This window comes from Kribbella sp. NPDC054772 (genome assembly GCF_053611945.1).
This window is the reverse complement of the sequence record NZ_JBSHBJ010000022.1, coordinates 16582-34925: the sequence shown is the minus strand read 5'-3', so window position 1 is coordinate 34925 and position 18344 is coordinate 16582. Positions and strand designations below refer to the sequence as shown.

General features: G+C 69.7%; 20 protein-coding genes. 12 read left to right on the top strand and 8 right to left on the bottom strand.

The genetic code is table 11. The annotated features are described in order from the left end of the window. Positions 1-176: 176 nt before the first annotated feature. Positions 177-383: a hypothetical protein gene (locus ACWGID_RS28135; RefSeq protein WP_452201498.1), complete on the bottom strand. Its 207-nt coding sequence runs from the start codon at positions 381-383 to the stop codon at positions 177-179. A 1-nt stretch (position 384) separates the two neighbouring features. Beyond that, the gene (cofC, locus tag ACWGID_RS28130; protein WP_452201496.1) at positions 385-1056 is read right to left on the bottom strand and encodes a 2-phospho-L-lactate guanylyltransferase; all 672 of its coding nucleotides are present in this window, start codon (positions 1054-1056) and stop codon (positions 385-387) included. A gap of 16 nt (positions 1057-1072) precedes the next feature. Between cofC and ACWGID_RS28125 the strand changes: the two genes are divergently transcribed. The 3 genes from ACWGID_RS28125 to ACWGID_RS28115 are packed head-to-tail and all read left to right on the top strand — an operon-like array spanning position 1073 to position 3797. Beyond that, a complete protein-coding gene (locus ACWGID_RS28125) occupies positions 1073-1882 on the top strand; it encodes a lysophospholipid acyltransferase family protein (protein WP_452201494.1) in 810 nt (269 codons plus the stop codon). Further along, positions 1879-2883, top strand: coding sequence for an NAD(P)H-dependent glycerol-3-phosphate dehydrogenase (locus tag ACWGID_RS28120; RefSeq protein WP_452201492.1), 1005 nt, complete (start codon positions 1879-1881; stop codon positions 2881-2883). The genes ACWGID_RS28125 and ACWGID_RS28120 overlap by 4 nt, the downstream gene beginning before the upstream one ends. After that, a complete protein-coding gene (locus tag ACWGID_RS28115) occupies positions 2880-3797 on the top strand; it encodes an aminoglycoside phosphotransferase family protein (RefSeq protein ID WP_452201490.1) in 918 nt (305 codons plus the stop codon). The genes ACWGID_RS28120 and ACWGID_RS28115 overlap by 4 nt, the downstream gene beginning before the upstream one ends. A gap of 30 nt (positions 3798-3827) precedes the next feature. On the opposite strand, the gene ACWGID_RS28110 is transcribed toward ACWGID_RS28115, so the two are convergent. Continuing rightward, the gene (locus ACWGID_RS28110) at positions 3828-4949 is read right to left on the bottom strand and encodes an ROK family protein (RefSeq protein ID WP_452201488.1); all 1122 of its coding nucleotides are present in this window, start codon (positions 4947-4949) and stop codon (positions 3828-3830) included. A gap of 104 nt (positions 4950-5053) precedes the next feature. Between ACWGID_RS28110 and ACWGID_RS28105 the strand changes: the two genes are divergently transcribed. The 4 genes from ACWGID_RS28105 to ACWGID_RS28090 all read left to right on the top strand — a co-directional run bounded on the left by ACWGID_RS28105 (position 5054) and on the right by ACWGID_RS28090 (position 8474). Continuing rightward, a complete protein-coding gene (locus tag ACWGID_RS28105) occupies positions 5054-5914 on the top strand; it encodes an RNA-guided endonuclease InsQ/TnpB family protein (protein ID WP_452201486.1) in 861 nt (286 codons plus the stop codon). Positions 5915-5983: 69 nt separating this feature from the next. After that, a complete protein-coding gene (locus ACWGID_RS28100) occupies positions 5984-6250 on the top strand; it encodes a zinc ribbon domain-containing protein (protein WP_452201484.1) in 267 nt (88 codons plus the stop codon). Between the two features lie 113 nt (positions 6251-6363). Continuing rightward, on the top strand, positions 6364-7458 hold the full coding sequence (locus ACWGID_RS28095) for a Gfo/Idh/MocA family protein (protein ID WP_452201482.1): 1095 nt from the start codon (positions 6364-6366) through the stop codon (positions 7456-7458). An 8-nt stretch (positions 7459-7466) separates the two neighbouring features. Continuing rightward, positions 7467-8474 (top strand): sugar phosphate isomerase/epimerase family protein, encoded by a 1008-nt coding sequence (locus tag ACWGID_RS28090; RefSeq protein WP_452201480.1) that lies wholly within the window; start codon positions 7467-7469, stop codon positions 8472-8474. Between the two features lie 64 nt (positions 8475-8538). Here ACWGID_RS28090 and ACWGID_RS28085 read toward each other — a convergent pair whose 3' ends face one another. Continuing rightward, positions 8539-9717 carry a CynX/NimT family MFS transporter gene (locus tag ACWGID_RS28085; protein WP_452201478.1) on the bottom strand — a complete coding sequence of 393 codons (1179 nt, stop codon included), beginning with the start codon at positions 9715-9717 and terminating at the stop codon, positions 8539-8541. Between the two features lie 92 nt (positions 9718-9809). Here ACWGID_RS28085 and ACWGID_RS28080 point away from each other — a divergent pair, with 92 nt between their 5' ends. Then, positions 9810-10499 carry a FadR/GntR family transcriptional regulator gene (locus ACWGID_RS28080; protein ID WP_452201476.1) on the top strand — a complete coding sequence of 230 codons (690 nt, stop codon included), beginning with the start codon at positions 9810-9812 and terminating at the stop codon, positions 10497-10499. On the opposite strand, the gene ACWGID_RS28075 is transcribed toward ACWGID_RS28080, so the two are convergent. After that, on the bottom strand, positions 10468-10986 hold the full coding sequence (locus ACWGID_RS28075) for an N-acetyltransferase family protein (protein ID WP_452201474.1): 519 nt from the start codon (positions 10984-10986) through the stop codon (positions 10468-10470). The two genes, ACWGID_RS28080 and ACWGID_RS28075, sit on opposite strands and share 32 nt — an antisense overlap. Then, positions 10983-12152, bottom strand: a complete 1170-nt coding sequence (locus ACWGID_RS28070) for an MFS transporter (RefSeq protein WP_452201473.1) — start codon at positions 12150-12152, stop codon at positions 10983-10985. Before ACWGID_RS28070 ends, ACWGID_RS28075 begins: the two co-directional genes overlap by 4 nt. Positions 12153-12204: 52 nt before the next feature. Here ACWGID_RS28070 and ACWGID_RS28065 point away from each other — a divergent pair, with 52 nt between their 5' ends. Together ACWGID_RS28065 and ACWGID_RS28060 are read left to right on the top strand one after the other, a co-directional pair. Next, positions 12205-12966 carry a DeoR/GlpR family DNA-binding transcription regulator gene (locus ACWGID_RS28065; RefSeq protein WP_452201471.1) on the top strand — a complete coding sequence of 254 codons (762 nt, stop codon included), beginning with the start codon at positions 12205-12207 and terminating at the stop codon, positions 12964-12966. Beyond that, positions 12963-14129 carry an MFS transporter gene (locus tag ACWGID_RS28060; RefSeq protein WP_452201470.1) on the top strand — a complete coding sequence of 389 codons (1167 nt, stop codon included), beginning with the start codon at positions 12963-12965 and terminating at the stop codon, positions 14127-14129. Before ACWGID_RS28065 ends, ACWGID_RS28060 begins: the two co-directional genes overlap by 4 nt. Here the strand turns inward: ACWGID_RS28060 and ACWGID_RS28055 are convergent. Together ACWGID_RS28055 and ACWGID_RS28050 are read right to left on the bottom strand one after the other, a co-directional pair. Beyond that, complete coding sequence (locus ACWGID_RS28055; protein ID WP_452201468.1) at positions 14113-15225, bottom strand: trans-sulfuration enzyme family protein; 1113 nt, start codon at positions 15223-15225, stop codon at positions 14113-14115. The two genes, ACWGID_RS28060 and ACWGID_RS28055, sit on opposite strands and share 17 nt — an antisense overlap. Next, positions 15215-15844 (bottom strand): TetR/AcrR family transcriptional regulator, encoded by a 630-nt coding sequence (locus tag ACWGID_RS28050; RefSeq protein ID WP_452201466.1) that lies wholly within the window; start codon positions 15842-15844, stop codon positions 15215-15217. Before ACWGID_RS28050 ends, ACWGID_RS28055 begins: the two co-directional genes overlap by 11 nt. Before the next feature lie 101 nt (positions 15845-15945). On the opposite strand from ACWGID_RS28050, the gene ACWGID_RS28045 reads away from it, so the two are divergent. Together ACWGID_RS28045 and ACWGID_RS28040 are read left to right on the top strand one after the other, a co-directional pair. Next, the gene (locus ACWGID_RS28045) at positions 15946-17151 is read left to right on the top strand and encodes a cytochrome P450 (protein ID WP_452201465.1); all 1206 of its coding nucleotides are present in this window, start codon (positions 15946-15948) and stop codon (positions 17149-17151) included. Between the two features lie 58 nt (positions 17152-17209). Beyond that, positions 17210-18340 carry a D-alanine--D-alanine ligase family protein gene (locus tag ACWGID_RS28040; RefSeq protein ID WP_452201463.1) on the top strand — a complete coding sequence of 377 codons (1131 nt, stop codon included), beginning with the start codon at positions 17210-17212 and terminating at the stop codon, positions 18338-18340. The last annotated feature ends 4 nt before the right edge of the window (positions 18341-18344 follow it).

Genomic DNA, 18344 nt, shown 5'->3' with positions numbered 1-18344 from the left:
CAATACCCACACATATAGCCGCCTCTCTCTTCTTTTTTTATCATACCCCTACTACCCCAACGGCGCAAAGACCTTACACCCTTGCCACTTGTCTCGCTGTACCCACCCCCCCGGGGATTTCCGGCCCTTCGCCGTTGTCTGCCGCGACCGGTGACCGGGGTGCCGACGGCAACCGTCTACAACTGGGTGCCGAACTCGACCTTCGTGACGGTGGTCGCGGCGCCGGACCCGGCGGTCTCGATGCGTACTCGTTGGCCTACCCGCAGATGCCGCACCGGGGTGTCGGCGACCGCGTGCACGGTGAACGGGAGCACGATCCCGGTGTCGGTCAGCACCGCGCCGGAGAACGTTTCGCTGTCGTAGGCGCTCACGGTTGCCTGCATGTCAGCAGGCTAGACCCTCGGTCCCGGTCGCGGCACCGAGAACCAGCGACATCACGTCCGCGGTCGCCGGTCCCACGCCGAGTTGGACGGCGTGCGCCAGATCCGCCGCGGTGTCGACATCACGACGTACCGACTCGATGCCGGTCAGCTCGATCGGGAGCGCGCCGGACGCCTGGTGGGCCAGGGCGGAACCCACGCCGAAGCGGGGATCCAGGGCCACACCGGGAGCCGCCGCGAGCAGCGTCGTACCGGTGCCGGGGAGATCGACGACGAAGGATCGTGGGGCGGTGCAGGCCGCGAGTACCGCGGTCAGCTCGGCCGGGCGGAGTGCGGGAAGGTCCGCGGACAGGGCCGCGACACCGTGGCCCGGGAACTCGGCCGCGGCCACAGTCGCGCCATGCAGCAAGGCTTCGTTGAGTCCGGCGGCCGGGAGGTCCGGGACCACCCGGGCGCCCGCGGCGGTGACGTCCGCGGCGACCAGCGGGTCGTCGGTGACGACCAGGACGGCATGCACCAGGGGAGAGGCGAGCGCGGCCGCAGTAGTGTCGACGGCGAAGGCGCGGGCGAGTTCGGGACGGTGCTGAGGGTAGGCCGGGGCGAGCCGGCTCTTCGCAATCGCCGTACGCTTCACCGGGATCGCCAGGGTCCAGGGAGCGACCTGTAGGTCTGCCATCAGGCAGGATTCTCCCATGACGGATGGTCGGGACGAGCACCAGGAGGCAGTAGTGGACAGCCGGCGCAGTGACCCACGGCCGCCGCGCGGCTTCTGGTTCGGGCTGATCGTCGCGATCGTCAAGCCGTTCATGATCGTGTTCACCAAGTGCCGGTTCACCGGCCGGGAGAACATGCCCCGCTCCGGTGGTGTGGTGTTCGTGCCGAACCACATCTCGCACTTCGACCCGGTGGTGCTCGGGTATTACCTCTGGGAGTGCCGGCGGATCCCGCGGTACCTGGGGAAGGCCTCGCTGTTCAAGATCCCGGTGCTCGGCACGATCATCACCAGTGCCGGGCAGATCCCGGTGCACCGCGGCTCCACCCAGGCCGCGGACGCGTTCCGGGACGCGGTGGCGGCGGTCGAACGCGGTGAGTGTGTAGGCGTTTACCCGGAGGGCACGATCACCCGAGACCCCGGGATGTGGCCGATGACGGGGAAGACCGGCGCCGCCCGGATCGCGTTGATGACCGGCTGCCCGGTGATCCCGATCGCGAACTGGGGCGCCCAGGAGATCATCCAGTCCTACACCGGCAAGATCCGATTCCGGCTGCTGCCGCGTAAGACCCTGCAGGTGCGGGCCGGGGCACCGGTCGACCTGAGCGCGTTCGAGGGCAAGCCGCTGACCAACGAGCTGTTGCACGAGGCAACCGAGGTGATCATGGCCCGGGTCGCCGAGACCCTGGGTGAACTGCGCGGCGAGACCCCGCCCAAGGAGCTCTACGACCTCCGCAAGGCCCGCAAGGCCGAGCGTGCCGACGATGCCGATCGTGAGGAGCAGGCATGAGCAAGGTCGCCGTCTTCGGCGCCGGTTCCTGGGGTACGGCGTTCGCGGTGGTGCTCGCGAACGCGGGGAACCAGGTGTCCGTCTGGGGCCGGCGGGAATCGCTGTGTGCCTCGATCAACACCGAGCACGAGAACGCCGAGTACCTTCCGGGACTGCGGTTGCCGGACGCGATCACCGCGACCCACGATCCGGCCGCGGCCGCCGACGGGGCCGAAGCCATTGTGCTCGCGGTCCCATCGCAGTCGTTGCGCGAGAACCTGACCGACTGGGCCGGCGTACTGCCGAACGCCGTACCCCTGGTCAGCCTGATGAAAGGCGTCGAGCTCGGGACGACGAAGCGGATGAGTGAGGTGATCGCCGAGCTCACCGGCGCCGGCCCGGAGCGGATCGCGGTCGTCTCGGGTCCGAACCTGGCCCGGGAGATCGCGGAGGGACAACCGGCCGCGTCGGTCGTCGCGTGCGCGGACGAGGGCACCGCGGCGCGGTTGCAGAAGTTGTGTCATTCGCCGACGTTCCGCCCGTACACGAACAACGACGTGGTCGGCTGTGAACTCGGCGGTGCCTGCAAGAACGTGATCGCGCTCGCCGTCGGGATGGCCGTCGGCCTCGGCTTCGGCGACAACGCCCGCGCCTCGGTCATCACCCGCGGCCTGGCCGAGATCGCCCGCCTGGGGACGGCGCTGGGCGCGGACGAGCACACGTTCGCGGGCCTGGCCGGTCTCGGGGACCTGGTCGCGACCTGCTCGTCACCGCTGTCGCGGAACCGGACCTTCGGCGAGAAGCTCGGTCAGGGCCTGACGGTCGCCGAGATCGCCGGCGGCACCCGGCAGGTCGCCGAGGGCGTGAAGACGTGTGCGTCGGTCAGCGAGCTGGCGCACCACCACGACGTGGAGATGCCGATCGCCGAGCACGTCACCAAGGTGGTCGCGGGCGAGATGACGCCGAGGGACATGCTGTTCAGCCTGGTCTCCCGCTCCGCGAAGTCGGAGCGGTGGGGATGATCCCGGCGAAGTTCGCCGAGTCCACCATCGCCCGCGAAGGCGATCGCGGCCGCGCGTGGCTGGACGAGCTGCCGTCGATCGCGGACACGGTGTTGAGCAGCTGGAACGTCGAGCCGACCGGCGACACGATGCACGGCGAGGTCGGCGTCGTCATCCCGGTCGAGGGCGACCGGGTGGTGAAGATCTCGTTCCCGCACCCGGGCAACGACTACGAGGCCGACGCCTTCGAGGCCTGGGGCGGGCGCGGCGCCGTACGACTCCACCAACGCGACGACGAGCGCTACGCCCTGCTGCTCGAGCGGGCGCACCCGGAACAGTTGATCGGCCTCCCTGACAACGACGCGATCCCGGCGGTAGCGGGGGAGCTGAGCAAGCGCCTGAGCATTGCCGCACCGGATCACTTGCCTCGGCTCTGCGCCCGCGCCGACGAGTGGTACGACGAGGTTCGATCGGGTGCCGCCGACTTTCCGGAGGCGCTACCGGCGCGGGTGGTGGATGCGGCGCTCGACGTGGTCGATGAACTCGGTCGGGAGCAGCCGGAGCTTGTCGTGCACGGTGACTTCCATCCCCGCAACATCCTCCGCGCCGACCGCGAGCCCTGGCTGGCCGTCGATCCGAAGGGGTACGTCGGCGACCCGGCGTACGACGGCGCGACGCTGCTCCTGCCGCGCGTCCTCCCGTATCTCGATTCCCACCTGGACTCAGGCGACCTGGCGAAGCCGCTGCAACGCGAACTGGAGATCTTCGCCGAAGCGGCCGAGCTGCACCCCGTCCGCGTCCGTCGCTGGGCCCAGTTCCGCTGCGTCCAGGGCGCGTACCACGGTCGTCGCAACGGCTTCGGCCGAGCCCGCGGCGGCGCGTTCCTGGACCGCCTGGTCGCGGCAGCCGAGCAGATCGCCACCGCGTGGGCGTGACTCCAGCTCTGCACAGCGGTGGAGCTGCTGTCAGGTCGCCAGTGCCTGTTGCTGGACCAGGATGGCGGCGCCGCGGAGGGCGGCGTCCTGGCCGGCGCGGCTGGTTACGACCTGCAGGCCGGTGGTGGCCAAGGGCAACGACCGTGCGTAGACGGTCTCCCGGATGCCGGCCAGCAGACTGTCGCCCGCCTGGGACAACGAACCGCCGAGCACGATCAGCGACGGGTTCAGCAGGCTGACCGCGGCGGCCAGTACGGTGCCGATCTCGCGCCCGGCCTGCCGAACTGCCGCCGTGGCCGCAGTGTTTCCGGACCGCACCAGGTCGACGATGTCCTGGCTGGTCGAAGCTCCTTCGAGTCCGGCCGCCAGTGCTGTCGCCGAGGCGATCGCCTCCAGGCAGCCGGTGTTGCCGCAGCGGCAGAGTTCGGTATGGCCGAGGATCTGGATGTGGCCGATGTCGCCGGCCGCGCCCTGGGCGCCGCGGTGCAGACGGCCGCCGCTGATCATGCCCGCACCGATGCCGGTGGCAACTTTCACGAACAACAGGTCGTCGACGTCCGGGTACGCCGTCGCGTGCTCGCCGAGCGCCATGATGTTCACGTCGTTGTCGACCAGCACCATGCCCGGGAGTTCGCGGCGGAGTCGGCCGACGACGTCGTACGAGTCCCAGCCGGGCATGATCGGCGGATGGTTCGGCCGTCCGGTGCTGTGCTCGACCGGACCGGGCAGCCCGACGCCGGTACCGGCCAGGTCGGCGGGGGAGCGGCCGGCCTCCCGGAGCAGCGCGAGGCCGGCGCGCGCGACGGCGGCGAGCACGACCTCCGGTCCCTCGGCGATCTTCAGGGGTGTCGTCGAGCGGTGCAGGATCTCGCCGGTCAGGTCGGTGAGGGCGACCGAAAGGTGCGTCGCGCCGATGTCCGCGGCCAGTACGAGCCTCGCGGTCGGGTTGAACCGGAAGCGCGCGGGCGGCCGGCCCCCGGTCGACGCCGCTTCCCCGGACGGTACGACGAGCCCGGCGGCGAGCAACTCCTCGATCCGGCCGGTCACCGTGGACCGCGCCAGACCGCTGAGCTCGATCAGCTCGGCCCGAGTCCGCGGTTGCCCGTCGAGCAGCAGCCGCAGTACCTGGTCCGCCGTACCCAGATCGCTCATTGGACTCGCTGCGGGAAGGTCTCGCTGTCCCAGACCGCGCGGCGCCGCCGCCCTCGCCGGGCGCATTGCAAGAACTGTCGGTCGTGATTGCTTGGATCAGGTTCGTGTCCAGGTTCCGCATGTACCCGACTCCGGCACAGCAGGCTGCGTTGGTGGAGCAATGCCGCCATGCCCGGTACGTCTGGAACCTGGCGCTCGAGCAGTGGTCGATGTGGGCTCGAGGTCAACGCGCCGCACCCGGCTACCGCGAGCAGGCGCGACAACTGACCGAGGCCCGTTCTGCGTTCGATTGGCTGCGGGCAGGCTCGCAGACCGTGCAGCAACAGGCACTTCGTGATTTCGCGCTGGCCGTCAAGGGCTTCTACGCCGGCACACATCGGCGCCCGACCTGGCGCAAGGCGGGCCGCCACGAGGGTTTCCGTATCGTCGGTGGCCAGGCATCCCGTGTCGTGAAGCTGAACCGGAAGTGGGCCGCCGCACTCGTTCCCAAGGTCGGCTGGGTTCACTTCCGGCTGTCCCGAGCTGTCCCTGCAGCGAAATCTTATCGCGTGACACGCGACCGGGTGGGTCGCTGGCACATCGCCTTTGCAGCTGCTCCGGAGCCGATCCCGGCGCCAGGTACAGGCGAGGTAGTCGGCATAGACCGGGGTATCGCCATTTCGGCGGCGCTGTCCACAGGTGAACTCCTGTCGTGCCCCGGGCTGTCGCGGTGCGAGAAGCGCCGATTGCGGTTTCTGCAACGTCGTCTCGCCCGGAGCCGCCGAGGATCCAACCGGCGGCAGCGGACCAGGACAGCGATCGCCAAGTTGCATGCTCGAGTCGCGGATCGACGCAGGGACTGGGTCGAAAAGACCAGTACCGACATCGCACGACGGTTCGACGCCATCCGCGTCGAGGACCTGCGCATCGGTCAGATGGTCCACCGACCGGCGCCGAGGATGGATCCAGTGCGACCGGGTGCCTAATTGCCGAACCGTCGGCGCAGCAAGGCCGGCCTGAACCGAGGCATCCTGGCCAACGGTTGGGGTGCCTTGGTGAGTCGTCTTGAGTACAAGGCCGGCGGAAGGGTCGAGAGAGTCAATCCCGCTTACACGTCGCAGACCTGCAGTATCTGCCAGCACCGCGCATCGGAGAACCGCAAGAGTCAAGCGGTGTTCGAGTGCGTGGCCTGCGGACATCGGGCACACGCGGACGTCAACGCGGCAGTCAACATCGCGGCCGGACGGGCCGTCAGCGCACGCCAAGAGGTGCCCGCGAGGGTCTCGACGAAGCGTGAACCGCAACTTGCTACCTCCGGGTAATGGTTCGAATCCCGACCTGCAAGGTGGGGAGGACGTCAACACCGGACTTTCGTCGTGCTGGTCGTGGACTTTTGCTTGACAGGGTTCAAAAGGGTCCCATAGCGTCCTTCGACGTGTCCACCAACGCGCGAAAGCTGAAGGTCGGGATCGTCGGCGGCGGCTTCATGGGCCAGGTCCACGGCCGGGCGGCGCTGGTTTCCGGCGCCACCGTCGTCGGGGCCGTCGGATCGTCACCGTCGCGAGCCGAGGCCGCGGCCGAAGCGACCGGCGCCGAGCGCGGGTTCGCGACGCTCGACGAGCTGCTGGCCGCCGACATCGACCTGATCCACGTCTGTACGCCGAACAACACGCACCGCGAGGTCACGCTGCAGGCCCTCGAGGCCGGTAAGCACGTGGTCTGCGAGAAGCCGCTCGCCACCTCGGTACAGGACGCCGCCGGGTTGTCGGCCGCGGCGCAGGAGGCGGGGCTGGTCGGCGCCGTACCGTTCGTGTACCGCTACCACCCGATGGTCCGCGAGCTGCGGACCCGGATCGCCGCGGGCGACGCCGGAGTGATCACCAGCCTGCACGGTTCGTACCTGCAGGACTGGCTGGCCGGTGCCGACGACCAGAACTGGCGGGTCGACGACACCACCGGCGGCCCGTCACGGACCTTCGCCGACATCGGCTCGCACTGGTGCGACCTGACCGAGTTCGTCACCGGCGACCGGATCGCCGCGATCAGTGCCCAGCTCCGGACGGTACGGGCGCAGCGCGGCGGCGTCGAGGTTCGCACGGAGGACCTTGCCACGGCGCAGTTCCGGACCGAGGCCGGCGTGGTCGGCACGATCGTGGTCAGTCAGGTCGCCGCCGGCCGGAAGAACCGGCTGTACCTCGAGGTGTCCGGCACCGAGTCGAGCTTCGGCTTCGACCAGGAGGACCCGGACCGGCTCTGGGTCGGTCGCCGGGACGCGTCGCAGTTGCTGACCCGCGATCCCGAAACGCTCAGCCCGCCGGCCGCGCGGGTCAACCGGCTGCCCGCCGGGCACGCGCAGGGGTACCAGGACGCGTTCGACTCGTTCGTCGCCGACAGCTATGCCGCCGTACTGGGAGACCTCCCGGACGGCCTGCCCGATTTCGCCGCCGGAGCCCGGTCGGCACGCGTGGTCGACGCCGTACTGCGGTCGGCTGCAAACGACAGCGCTTGGATCACCGTCGACAACTCGTAGGAGCTCAGATGCCTCGTCCGATCACACTCTTCACCGGCCAGTGGGCCGACCTGCCGTTCGAGGAGGTCTGCCAGTTCGCGTCCGAGGCCGGGTACGACGGCGTCGAGATCGCCTGCTCGGGTGACCACTTCGACGTCCAGCAGGCCGTCGACGACGACTCCTACGTCCAGGGCCGCAAGGACATCCTGGCGAAGTACAACCTGCAGGTCTTCGCGATCTCCAACCACCTGGTGGGGCAGGCGGTCTGCGACGACCCGATCGACTTCCGGCACCAGGCGATCGTGCCGTCCCGGATCTGGGGCGACGGCGACGCCGAGGGTGTCCGGCAGCGGGCCGCCGAGGACCTCAAGAACACCGCCCGCGCCGCTGCGAAGCTCGGCGTACAGACCGTCGTCGGCTTCACCGGCTCGTCGATCTGGCAGTACGTCGCGATGTTCCCGCCGGTGCCCGCGGAGCGGATCGAGGCCGGCTACCAGGACTTCGCCGACCGCTGGAACCCGATCCTCGACGTGTTCGACGCCGAGGGTGTCCGGTTCGCGCACGAGGTGCACCCGTCGGAGATCGCGTACGACTACTGGACCACCACGTTCGCCCTCGAGGCGATCGGTCACCGCCCCGCGTTCGGCCTGAACTGGGACCCGTCGCACATGGTGTGGCAGGACATCGACCCGGTCGCCTTCCTTTGGGACTTCAAGGACCGGATCTACCACGTGGACTGCAAGGACACCCGGATGCGGGTCGGCGGCGGCCGCAACGGCCGGCTCGGGTCGCACCTGCCGTGGGCCGACCCGCGGCGCGGCTGGGACTTCTACTCCACCGGGCACGGCGACGTGCAGTGGGAGGACTGCTTCCGGGTGCTGAACTCGATCGGCTACGACGGCCCGATCTCGGTCGAGTGGGAGGACGCCGGTATGGAGCGCAAGGTCGGCGCGGCGGAGGCGGTCAACGTCATCCGCAACCTGGCCTTCGACAAGCCGGCCGCGGCCTTCGACTCGGCCTTCTCCACCGACAAGTAGCTGGGAAACTTTTCGCCGCTGCGTGGCACTTTGTTTCCCAGCAGGCGTCAGGTTCCAGCAGGCGTCAGGCCGGCCGAGTGTCTCGGCCGGCCACGAAGCCGAGCACGACCTGGACGGCGGCGAGCGTGGCGAACACGCTCAACGTCGTCCGCCATCCGCCGGTGACCTGCGTCAGGTAACCGGCAACCACCGGCCCGGCCGCGGCCAGCGTGTACCCGACCGCCTGCGCCATCCCGGACAGTTGCGTGGTCTCGTGGTGACCGCGGCCCCGGATGCTGATCAGCGAGAGCGCGGCGACCAGCCCGGCCCCCTGGCCGAGGCCGCCGACGATCGCCCAGACCAGAGCGAGCCGCGGCACCAGCATCAGACCGAGTAGCGCGAGCAGGATCGGCGTACTCGCGATCATCAGACCGGCCCGCTGGTTCGTCCGGTGCTTCAGCAGGAACGGGATGCTCAGACCGCCGATCAGCCCGAACACCTGGAACAGGAACAGGTGTACGCCGGTGGAGCGCTCCGAGACACCGCCCGTGGAGATCTCGATCGTGGGCAGCCAGTTCACGAACAGGTAGAAGCTGGTGGACTGCAGACCCATGAAGCCGGTGACCAGCCACGCCATCGGCTGCCGCCAGACGCTCACCGGGGGAGCGCCTTCCTCGCGGGCACCTGACGGCATCGGCTCCGGCGAGAGCGTCCGCGGCAGCCAGATCACGGCGACGAGTACGGCGAGACCGCCCCACACCGCCAGCGACAGCCGCCAGTCGACCGCGTCCGCGATCGGTACGGCGAGAACCGATGCGATCGCCGCGCCGCCGGTGATGAACGCCGTGTAGATGCCCGTCGCACGCGACACGTTGCCCGCGTAGTCACGCTTGAGGATGACCGGCACCAGTACGTTGCCGACCGCGATCGCGGCCCCGACGACCGCCGTACCGATCCAGAGGCCGGCGGTGCCGGTGTACGGGCGTAGCGCGCTGCTGGCCGCCAGCACGAGCAGCGAGACGAACACCGCCCGCTCCATGCCGAACCGGCGGGACGCGAGGTGGACCAGCGGGGAGGCAACCGCGAAGGCGAGCAGCGGGAGCGTGCCGAGCAGGCCCTGCGCGGCCTCGCCGAGACTCAGGGCGTCACCGATCCGAGGCAGCACCGGACCGACGGCGGTCAGCGCCGGCCGCAGGCTCAGCGCCACCACGAAGGCGGTCGCCGTGATCAGCGACGACCGCTCCCGAGTCATTCGTTCGGTCATGACCGCCACGACACACCCTCTCTCACACGCTTCTCTGCAGATGTCCTACATTTACACTGTACGCTAGGTCAGGGGAGAGAGGCCGGTGGCGGATGTCACTCGACGGACCGGTGCGGCAGGTGCCGCTGGTGCTGCAGGTGTCGGAGCGGTTCCGTGCGTTGATCGAGTCCGGGGAATGGGCGCGCGGCTCCCGGATCCCGGGCGAGAACCAGCTCGCGACGCAGCTGGGCGTGAGTCGCGGCACCGTGCGGGAGGCGTTGCGCTCGCTGAGCCTGACGGGCCTTCTGGAGCCGCGGGTCGGCGACGGCACCTATGTACGGGCGACGAACGAGATCAGCGGCGTACTGGTCAGGGATGACCTCTCGGCGCCGTTGACGCACGTTCTCGACGCCCGCGCCGGGATCGAGGCGGCGGCCGCCCGTCTGGCCGCGCAGCATCCGGATCCGGAGAGTGTGGCCGCGCTGGCCGAGGTCCTCGAGCGCCGCGCGGCAGCGCTCGAGTCCGGGGACATGGATGCGTTCGTGGCGGTCGACACCGACTTCCACCGCGGCGTCGTCGTGGCCAGCGGGAACCCACTGCTGCTCCGGCTGTACGACGCGATCGCCGAGGTTCTCACCGAGTCGATCCACCAGACCGCGTCGATCCCCGAGGACCACCGGATCCTCGACGCCCACGTGGTGGTGCTCGAGGCGATCCGCGCCGGTGATCCCGAGGCCGCGAGTCAGGCGTCGTACGCGCTGATCGAGACGATCAAGCAGACGCCTTCGGCCAGCAGTATCTGAAGCACGTCGGGGTGCCGTTGAGACGGCGTGGCTCGCCGCCCGGTGGCGGGACGTGCTTGCTGTCCTCCCGGATCCCGCCGCGGGCTTCGTAGAACGCCTGGGCGGCGGTGTTCTGTTCGAGCACCCACAGGTAGTACCCGTCCGGTGCCGCGTCGGCCGTCAGCGCGAGCAGTTTGGTGCCGATGCCCTGGCGCTTGAGGGGCGCCCGTACGTGCAGGTTGTCGACGAGCGCGCCCCATTGCTCGTCGGCGTCGAACACGACGTGGGCGATTCCGACGAGCTGCCCGTCGTACTCCGCCAGCGTCGTCAGCGTCCCCTCGCGTGCGGCGAGCCGCTTGGCCCACATCGCGCCGAGGTACTCCGGGCACTCGTCATCGAGGAACGCGTCCGCATAAGCACCGCGGTAGTGCCGTCGCCAGCTGTCCCCGTGCAGCTCGGCGACCGCGGGCGCATCGTCCGCCCCGGCTACTCGAAAGGTCACTGTCATCGCGCTACCGCTCCCGGCTGTCGGCTCGTGGCGAGGACGCGGGCGAACACCGCGATGCCGACGGCGAGGGCGGTGACGACGAGGAAAGAGATGGTCAAGCTGCTGGCTTGGGCGATGCCGCCGATGATGGACGGCGCCACCAGGCCGGAGGCGTACGTGATCGTGGCGACGCCGGCGATCGCCTGACTGGCGTTCTTCCCGGTGCGGCCGGCGGCAGCGAACGCGAGCGGTACGACGACGGCGATGCCGATGCCGATCAGCCCGAAACCGATCATCGCGACGAGCGGTGTCGGTGCAACCACCACAAGCAGACCGCCGAGCGTCGCGATCGCCCCACTCCACCGCACCGTCCGTACGGCGCCGAACCGGTCGACGATCGCGTCGCCGGAGAGCCGGGCGATCGTCATCGTCAGCGCGAACCCGGTGGTCGCACCCGCCGCGACCGCCGCTGAGCTGTCGAGGATGTCGCGCAGGTACACGGCCGACCAGTCCAGGCTGGCGCCCTCGGCGAACACCGCGCAGAACCCGACGGCGCCGATCAGCAGCGCCGACTTCGGCGGCAACGTGAACCGCGCCGGCGGCTCCTCGTCCTCCTGGGGATGGATGTTCAGCACGAACTGACACACCGCCACACCGATCAGCGTCAGCACCGCCGCCGCGATCGCGTGATGGATCTGCGCACTCAGGTTGGCGTGCGCGGCGACGGTCCCCACGGCGGATCCGATCAGCGCACCCGCGCTCCAGAGCCCGTGCAGCCCGGACATGATCGACTTCTTCAGCCGGTGCTCCACCTCGACCCCGAGCGCGTTCATCGCGACATCGGCCATACCGGCCGTGCCGCCGTAGATCAGCAGCGCGCCGCACAACGTGAGCAGGCCGGGCGCGAGCGACGGCAGCACCAGCGCGAGGGTCCAGAGCGCGAGCAGCCCGCGAAGCGCGTTGCGGGTCCCCAGTCGGTGGCTGACGCGGGCGGCGAGCGGCATCATCAGGGCCGCGCCGAGCGCCGGGAAGGCGAGCGCGAGGCCGAGCTGGCCGGCGGACACTCCCGCGTGCTCCTGGATCCAGGGCACCCGGGTCGCGAACGACCCGGTGACCGATCCGTGCACGCAGAAGACCGCGGCGACGGCGTACCGCGAGCGCTTGACGAGTGTGGTGTCTTCAGTCACAAGTAAACAAGCTATCTGTTTGAACGATCAGGCGGATGGTAGTTTTTTGCGCGTGCGAAGTGCGGAACGGCATCAAGTGATCGTAGAACGACTACGAGTCGTGGACCGAGTGTCGGTCCAAGAACTGGTCGAGGCCACCGAGGCTTCGGACATGACGGTTCGCCGCGATCTCGACTTCCTTGCCGCCCAGGGTGTCCTGAAACGGGTGCACGGTGGTGCGGTGTCCGCGATGCCGTCCGGACTCGAGCCGCCGTACTCGCTGCGGGCGCAGGCGGCGACCGCGGCCAAGCAGGCGATCGCTCGCGCCGCCGTCGAGCATCTTCGCGACGGCGAGACAATCGTGCTCGACAGCGGTACGACGGCGCTCGAGACCGCGAAGCTGCTGCACGACCGCACGATGACCGTGATGCCGCTCTCGCTGCACGTCGCGCAGGAACTGGCCGACGCGCCAAGGATCCGGCTGCTGATGCCGGGCGGCGAGGCGCGCAAGGGCGAGCTCTCGCTGGTCGGCCCGTTGACCGTCGCCTCGTTGCGGGCGCTGCGCTTCGATGCGGCCGTACTCAGTCCTTGTGCTTTCAGTCTGGACGCGGGGCTGACCGCGTTCGACCTGGGCGACGCGGAGGTCAAGCAGGAGGCGATGAACGTCGCCACCCGGACCATCGTGGTCGCCGACGGCGCCAAGTGGGACCGCGCCGCCCTGGCCTTCGTCTGCCCTGCGGACCGGCCCGACCTGATCATCACCGACGACTCTTCCCCCGAGGACCAACGAACCATGCTCACCCAACGCGGCGTACTCGTCGAGGTCGCCTCTTGACCGCCACCGATGTACTTCAAACCGCCCCACCCCGCGCCGCTCGCGTTGCCACCTGGTTGTACTTCGGACTGAACGGGTTCGCGGTCGGTATGTGGGTCGTCCACATTCCGAGCATCGAGCAGACGACCGGCATCACGCACAGCACACTCGGACTGCTGCTGCTCGTGCTCGGCGGCGCAGCGTTCATCGGCATGCAGGTCGCCGGGCCGCTGGTCGACAAGATCGGACAACGCCGGCTCGTACCGGCCGCCGGCATCCTGCTCGGTCTCGCGCTCGCCGGCCCCGGCCTGGCCACCAACTGGTGGACGCTCGGGCTCGCCCTGATTTTCGTTGGCTTCGGCAACGGTTCGATCGACGTCGGGATGAACGCGCAGGCCGTCGTGGTCGAGCGCGGCTACCCCCGTCCGATCATGGCCGCGTTCCACGCCATGTGGTCGATCGGCGGCGCGATCGCGGCCGTCATCGGTGCGGCCACGCTGCGGGCCGGCGTACCGACCGAGGTCACGCTCGGCCTGTCCGGTCTGGTCTGCATCGTGCTGTCGCTGATCGCCAGCCGGTTCTTGCTGGAGGCAACGGTCGAGGAGCACGACGAGCCGGCGACCGAGCGGGCCAAGCCGCCCGCGAAGCTGGTCTGGGCGCTCGGCGGGCTCGCGTTCGGGCTGATGCTGTCCGAGGGTGTCGCCAACGACTGGGCCGCCCTGCACTTCCGCGACATCCTCGGCACCTCGGTCAGTACGGCGGCCTTCGCGTACGGCTCGTTCGCGGTCGCGATGACCGTCGGCCGGTTCCTCACCGACCGGGTCGCGGCCGTCGTCGGTCCGGCGGCGATCGTGCGCTGGGGTGCCGCGATGGCAGCGGTCGGCCTGACGCTGGTGATCGTCGTACCGTGGGTGCCCGTCGCGCTCGTCGGGTGGGCGATCTTCGGGCTTGGTCTCGCCGGCGGCGTACCGCAGCTGTTCACCGCCGCGGGCAACCTCGACCCGCGCTCGTCCGGCGCCCTGATGGCCCGCGTCGTCGGCCTCGGGTACGTCGGTTTGCTCGCGGGGCCCGCGGTGATCGGTGGACTGGCGCACTGGATGCCGCTGAACATCGCGTTCATCCTGCCCGTCGTCCTGTGCGTGCTGACGTTCCTCGGCGGGCCGGTGCTCAAGAAGTCGCGCTGAGCGCCTTCTCCAGATCGGCCCACAGGTCGTCGGGGTACTCGATCCCGACGGACAGCCGGATCAGGTCCTCCGGGATCGTCGGCACCTCGATCGGCCAGCGGCGGCGGCGCTCGAGCATCGACTCGACGCCGCCGAGGCTGGTCGCGTGCACCCACAGCTCGGTGCACTCGCAGACCCGCTGGGCGCCGGCCGCGTCGCCGCCGAGCTCGAACGCGAGGATCGCGCCGAAGCCGGACATCTGCGCGGCGGCGCGGTCGTGGCCCGGATCGTCCGGTAGTCCGGGGTAGCGGACCCGGCTGACCCGGGGATGCGCGAGCAGGCGCTCCGCGAGGAACAGCGCGTTCGACTGGGCTCGCTCGAGCCGGAGCGCGAGGGTGCGCAGACCGCGGAGCGCGAGCCAGGCCTCCATCGGACCGGGGATCGCGCCGAGGCTGCGGCGACGGAGCTCGATCGCGGACCACAACTCGTCGTCCGCGGTCACGACCGCACCCAGGACGACGTCCGAGTGGCCGGCGATGAACTTGGTGGCCGAGTGCATCACGACGTCGGCGCCGAGGCGGAGCGGCTGCTGGAGCAGGGGAGTCGCGAACGTGTTGTCGACCACCACGGTCGCCCCGGCGGACCGCCCGGCCGCGGCCAGGGCCGGGATGTCGGCGACCTCCATCGCGGGGTTGGTCGGCGACTCGATCCAGAGCATGTCGGCGCCCTCGACCGCGCGGACGACGGCTTCGGTGTCCGCGACGTTCACCCGGTCGACCTTCAGCCGGCCCGTCGCGGCCTGCTGATCGAACAGCGCCAGTACGCCGGAATACGCGTGCTGCGGCGCGACCACCCGGCCGCCGACCGGGATCAGGTCCGCGATCGCCGCCACCGCCGCCATGCCGGACGCGAACGTCAGGCCGCGACCGCCTTCGAGCTGGCCGAGGGTGTCCTCGAGCGCGGTCCACGCGTCGTTCCCGAACCGTCCGTACCCACGGTCCCCGCCGGCGACGTACGTCGAGCTGAAGACCGGGGAGTTGCCGACCGGTGCGTTCGGTACCCGCTCGGGCCGACCGGCGTGGACGACGACGGTGGAGGGATCGAGGTCAGGAGTCATGGCTGGAATTGTCGCTGACCCCGTTCGGGGCGATCGGCAGGGGGATGCCGCCGGTGCTGAGCAGGTCCATGGCCTGCCGGGCGAGGGGCCGCGCCGCGGTGTTGCCGGGCGTCTCGACCCAGACGCGGACGACCGTCTCGATGATGTTCATCGCGATCCCGGCGGACAGTGCGGCGACGAACTCGGACCGGCCGTCGGCGGGTAGCCGCAGCGTCAGTTCGTCGGCGAGGTCGTTGCGGAACCGCCAGATCAGCTCGTTCAGGTGGGCGCTGACGGATCCGGTCTGCTCGGCCAGCTCGAACACCGCGCGGACTCGGCCGGGGTTGCTCTCCAACTGGTCGAGAACCCGCTCGATGACCGCGCGCAGACCGTCCGGCAGCTCCAGCTCGGGCTGCTCGCGGAACCAGGTGACGGCGTCGGCCAGGCAGTCGTCGACGAACTCGAGGACCAGCGTCTCCTTGGTCGGGAAGTACCGGTAGAGCGTGCTCGGCCCGACCTCGGCCGCGGCCGCGATCTGCTCGACCGTGGTCCGGCCGAAGCCGTTGTCGTTGAACAGCTCGAACGCCTTGTCCGCGATCAGCCGGCGGGTCCGCTCCCGCTTCACTTCGCGCAGTCCCATGGGCAGGCAGGCTACCGCCTCTCCGACTCGCCGGTAGCTCCTTCTGATCGGCAGCTTCAGCCATATGGTAGTCACTACCGTTTTCTACCGAGAGGCGCGCGATGACCGAGAGCTTCCCCGTCGGCCGGCCGTCCGGGTGTCCCTTCGACCCGGCGCGGGAGTACGCCGCGTTCCGCCGTGCCGACGCCCCGACGAAGGTCTCCACCCCGGCCGGCGTCGACGCGTACGTGGTCAGCCGGTACGACGACGTACGGACGGTGCTGCGGGACAGTCGGTTGAGCTCGCGATCGGCGCCGTCGGAGCACGTCGTACCGGATGCCGATCTGGAGCGGGAGGTCGAGTCGGGCTCGATCCTGCAAGTCGACGGTGCGGCCCATAAACGGCTGCGGCGGATGCTGGCGGGGGAGTTCGCGGTGAAACGGATGGAGGCGCTGCGGCCGCGGGTCACCGCGATCATCGAGGAGCGGCTGGACGCGATGCTCGCCGGCGGCGGGCCGGTCGACCTGGTGCAGGAGTTCGCGCTGCCGATCCCGTCGCTGGTGATCTGCGAACTGCTCGGCGTCCCGTACGCGGACCGCGCCGAGTTCCAGGCGCGGAGCGCGGTACTGGTCCAGGTGGACGGCGATCCGGACGAGCAGATGCGGGTCAGCGACGCGTTCAACCAGTACATGGTCGAGCTGGTCCTGGCGAAGCAGGCGCGGCGCGAGGACGACCTGTTGTCGCGACTCATCACCCGCGGCGAGGAACTCGGTACGCCGTTGAGCCTGCCGGAACTGGTATCGATCGGGGTCACGCTGCTCGTCGCTGGACACGAGACGACGGCGAACATGATCGCGCTCAGCACGCTCGCATTGCTGCGGAACCCGTCGCAGCTGGAGGCGTTGCGGGCGGATCCCGCGCTGGCGCCGGCGGCGGTGGAGGAGTTGTTGCGGTACTTGTCGGTGGTGCACTTCGGCCTGTTCCGGCTCGCGACGGACGACGTACCGGTGGGTGGGTCCACGATCGGTGCGGGGGAGTACCTGATCGTGGCGCTGTCCTCGGCGAACCGGGACGAGAAGGTGTTCCCGGATCCGGATCGGCTCGATGTCGCGCGGCAGGGATCGGCGCATGTCGCGTTCGGGTTCGGGCCGCATCAGTGTCTCGGGCAGCAGTTGGCGCGGCTCGAGCTGCAGGAGGTGTTCACCCGGCTGTACGCGCGCATCCCGACGCTGCGACTCGCCGTACCGTTCGAGGAGATCGACTACAGAAACAACACGCTCGTGTACGGAGTGACAGCGTTGCCAGTCACCTGGGACGAGCAGATCTGAAGAGCTCTTAACCGAACCCAGGTCGGAACCTGATCGCCGGGCCGCTACAGTCGAGCCGGTGAGTGAGTACTCGGAACAACAGCGCAAGCCCCGCGTCGCCGTCGTCTTCGGTGGCCGGTCGAGCGAGCACGCCATCTCCTGTGTCACCGCGGCGAACGTGCTGCAGGTCATCGACCGGGAGAAGTACGACGTGGTGCCGGTCGGGATCAGTACGAGCGGTCATTGGGTCCTGGAGAGCGGCGATCCGGAGCGGCTGTCGATCACCGACGGCAAGCTCCCCGAGGTCGACGTGACGGCGCTGCCGGTGCTGTTCGGCGCGAACCGGGAGCTCGTGGTCAGTGAGCCGGAGCAGGTCCCGAGCACGCTCGGCCAGGTCGACGTGGTCTTCCCGCTGCTGCACGGCCCGTGGGGCGAGGACGGCACCATCCAGGGCCTGCTGGAGATGTCCGACATCCGGTACGTCGGCAGCGGTGTCCTCGCGAGCGCTGTCGGTATGGACAAGCACTACATGAAGGTCGTCTTCGCCGGCGCCGGGCTGGACGTCACGCCGTACGTCGTGATCCGCGACCGGGACTGGCGGCAGGACCCGGACGCGTGTCGCGCGGCGGTCGACAAGCTCGGCTACCCGGTGTTCGTGAAGCCGTGCCGCGGCGGGTCCAGCCTCGGGATCAGCAAGGTGAACAGCCTGGACGAGCTCGACGACGCGATCGTCGAGGCCCGGGCGCACGACCCGAAGGTGATCGTCGAGGCGTCCGCGAAGAACCCGCGGGAGATCGAGGTCGGCGTCCTCGGCGGTCTGGACGGCGGCAAGCCGCAGGTCAGCGTCTGCGGCGAGATCGCGATCTCGGGCGGCGGGCACGACTTCTACGACTTCGAGACGAAGTACCTGCCGGAGGGCGAGGAGTACACCGCGCTGTCGGTGCCGGCCGAGCTGCCGGAGGAGATCGCCGCCGAGGTCCGCGCGAAGGCGCTCACGGCGTTCGACGCGATCGACGCCGAAGGGCTGGCGCGGGTCGACTTCTTCCTGGACGAGGACAACCGGGTCGTGATCAACGAGATCAACACGATGCCCGGGTTCACGCCGACGAGCATGTTCCCGCGGCTGTGGGCGGCCTCCGGCAAGGACTACCCGGCGCTCGTCGAGCACCTGCTGCAGCTCGCGATGACGCGTCCGACCGGTCTGCGCTGAAGTC

Bases quoted from the DNA above. Each gene is read 5' to 3' on its own strand.
- ACWGID_RS28135 (WP_452201498.1), bottom strand. From the start codon at position 383: ATGCAGGCAACCGTGAGCGCCTACGACAGCGAAACGTTCTCCGGCGCG.
- cofC (WP_452201496.1), bottom strand. From the start codon at position 1,056: ATGGCAGACCTACAGGTCGCTCCCTGGACCCTGGCGATCCCGGTGAAG.
- ACWGID_RS28125 (WP_452201494.1), top strand. From the start codon at position 1,073: ATGACGGATGGTCGGGACGAGCACCAGGAGGCAGTAGTGGACAGCCGG.
- ACWGID_RS28120 (WP_452201492.1), top strand. From the start codon at position 1,879: ATGAGCAAGGTCGCCGTCTTCGGCGCCGGTTCCTGGGGTACGGCGTTC.
- ACWGID_RS28115 (WP_452201490.1), top strand. From the start codon at position 2,880: ATGATCCCGGCGAAGTTCGCCGAGTCCACCATCGCCCGCGAAGGCGAT.
- ACWGID_RS28110 (WP_452201488.1), bottom strand. From the start codon at position 4,949: ATGAGCGATCTGGGTACGGCGGACCAGGTACTGCGGCTGCTGCTCGAC.
- ACWGID_RS28090 (WP_452201480.1), top strand. From the start codon at position 7,467: ATGCCTCGTCCGATCACACTCTTCACCGGCCAGTGGGCCGACCTGCCG.
- ACWGID_RS28085 (WP_452201478.1), bottom strand. From the start codon at position 9,717: ATGACCGAACGAATGACTCGGGAGCGGTCGTCGCTGATCACGGCGACC.
- ACWGID_RS28080 (WP_452201476.1), top strand. From the start codon at position 9,810: ATGTCACTCGACGGACCGGTGCGGCAGGTGCCGCTGGTGCTGCAGGTG.
- ACWGID_RS28075 (WP_452201474.1), bottom strand. From the start codon at position 10,986: ATGACAGTGACCTTTCGAGTAGCCGGGGCGGACGATGCGCCCGCGGTC.
- ACWGID_RS28055 (WP_452201468.1), bottom strand. From the start codon at position 15,225: ATGACTCCTGACCTCGATCCCTCCACCGTCGTCGTCCACGCCGGTCGG.
- ACWGID_RS28050 (WP_452201466.1), bottom strand. From the start codon at position 15,844: ATGGGACTGCGCGAAGTGAAGCGGGAGCGGACCCGCCGGCTGATCGCG.
- ACWGID_RS28045 (WP_452201465.1), top strand. From the start codon at position 15,946: ATGACCGAGAGCTTCCCCGTCGGCCGGCCGTCCGGGTGTCCCTTCGAC.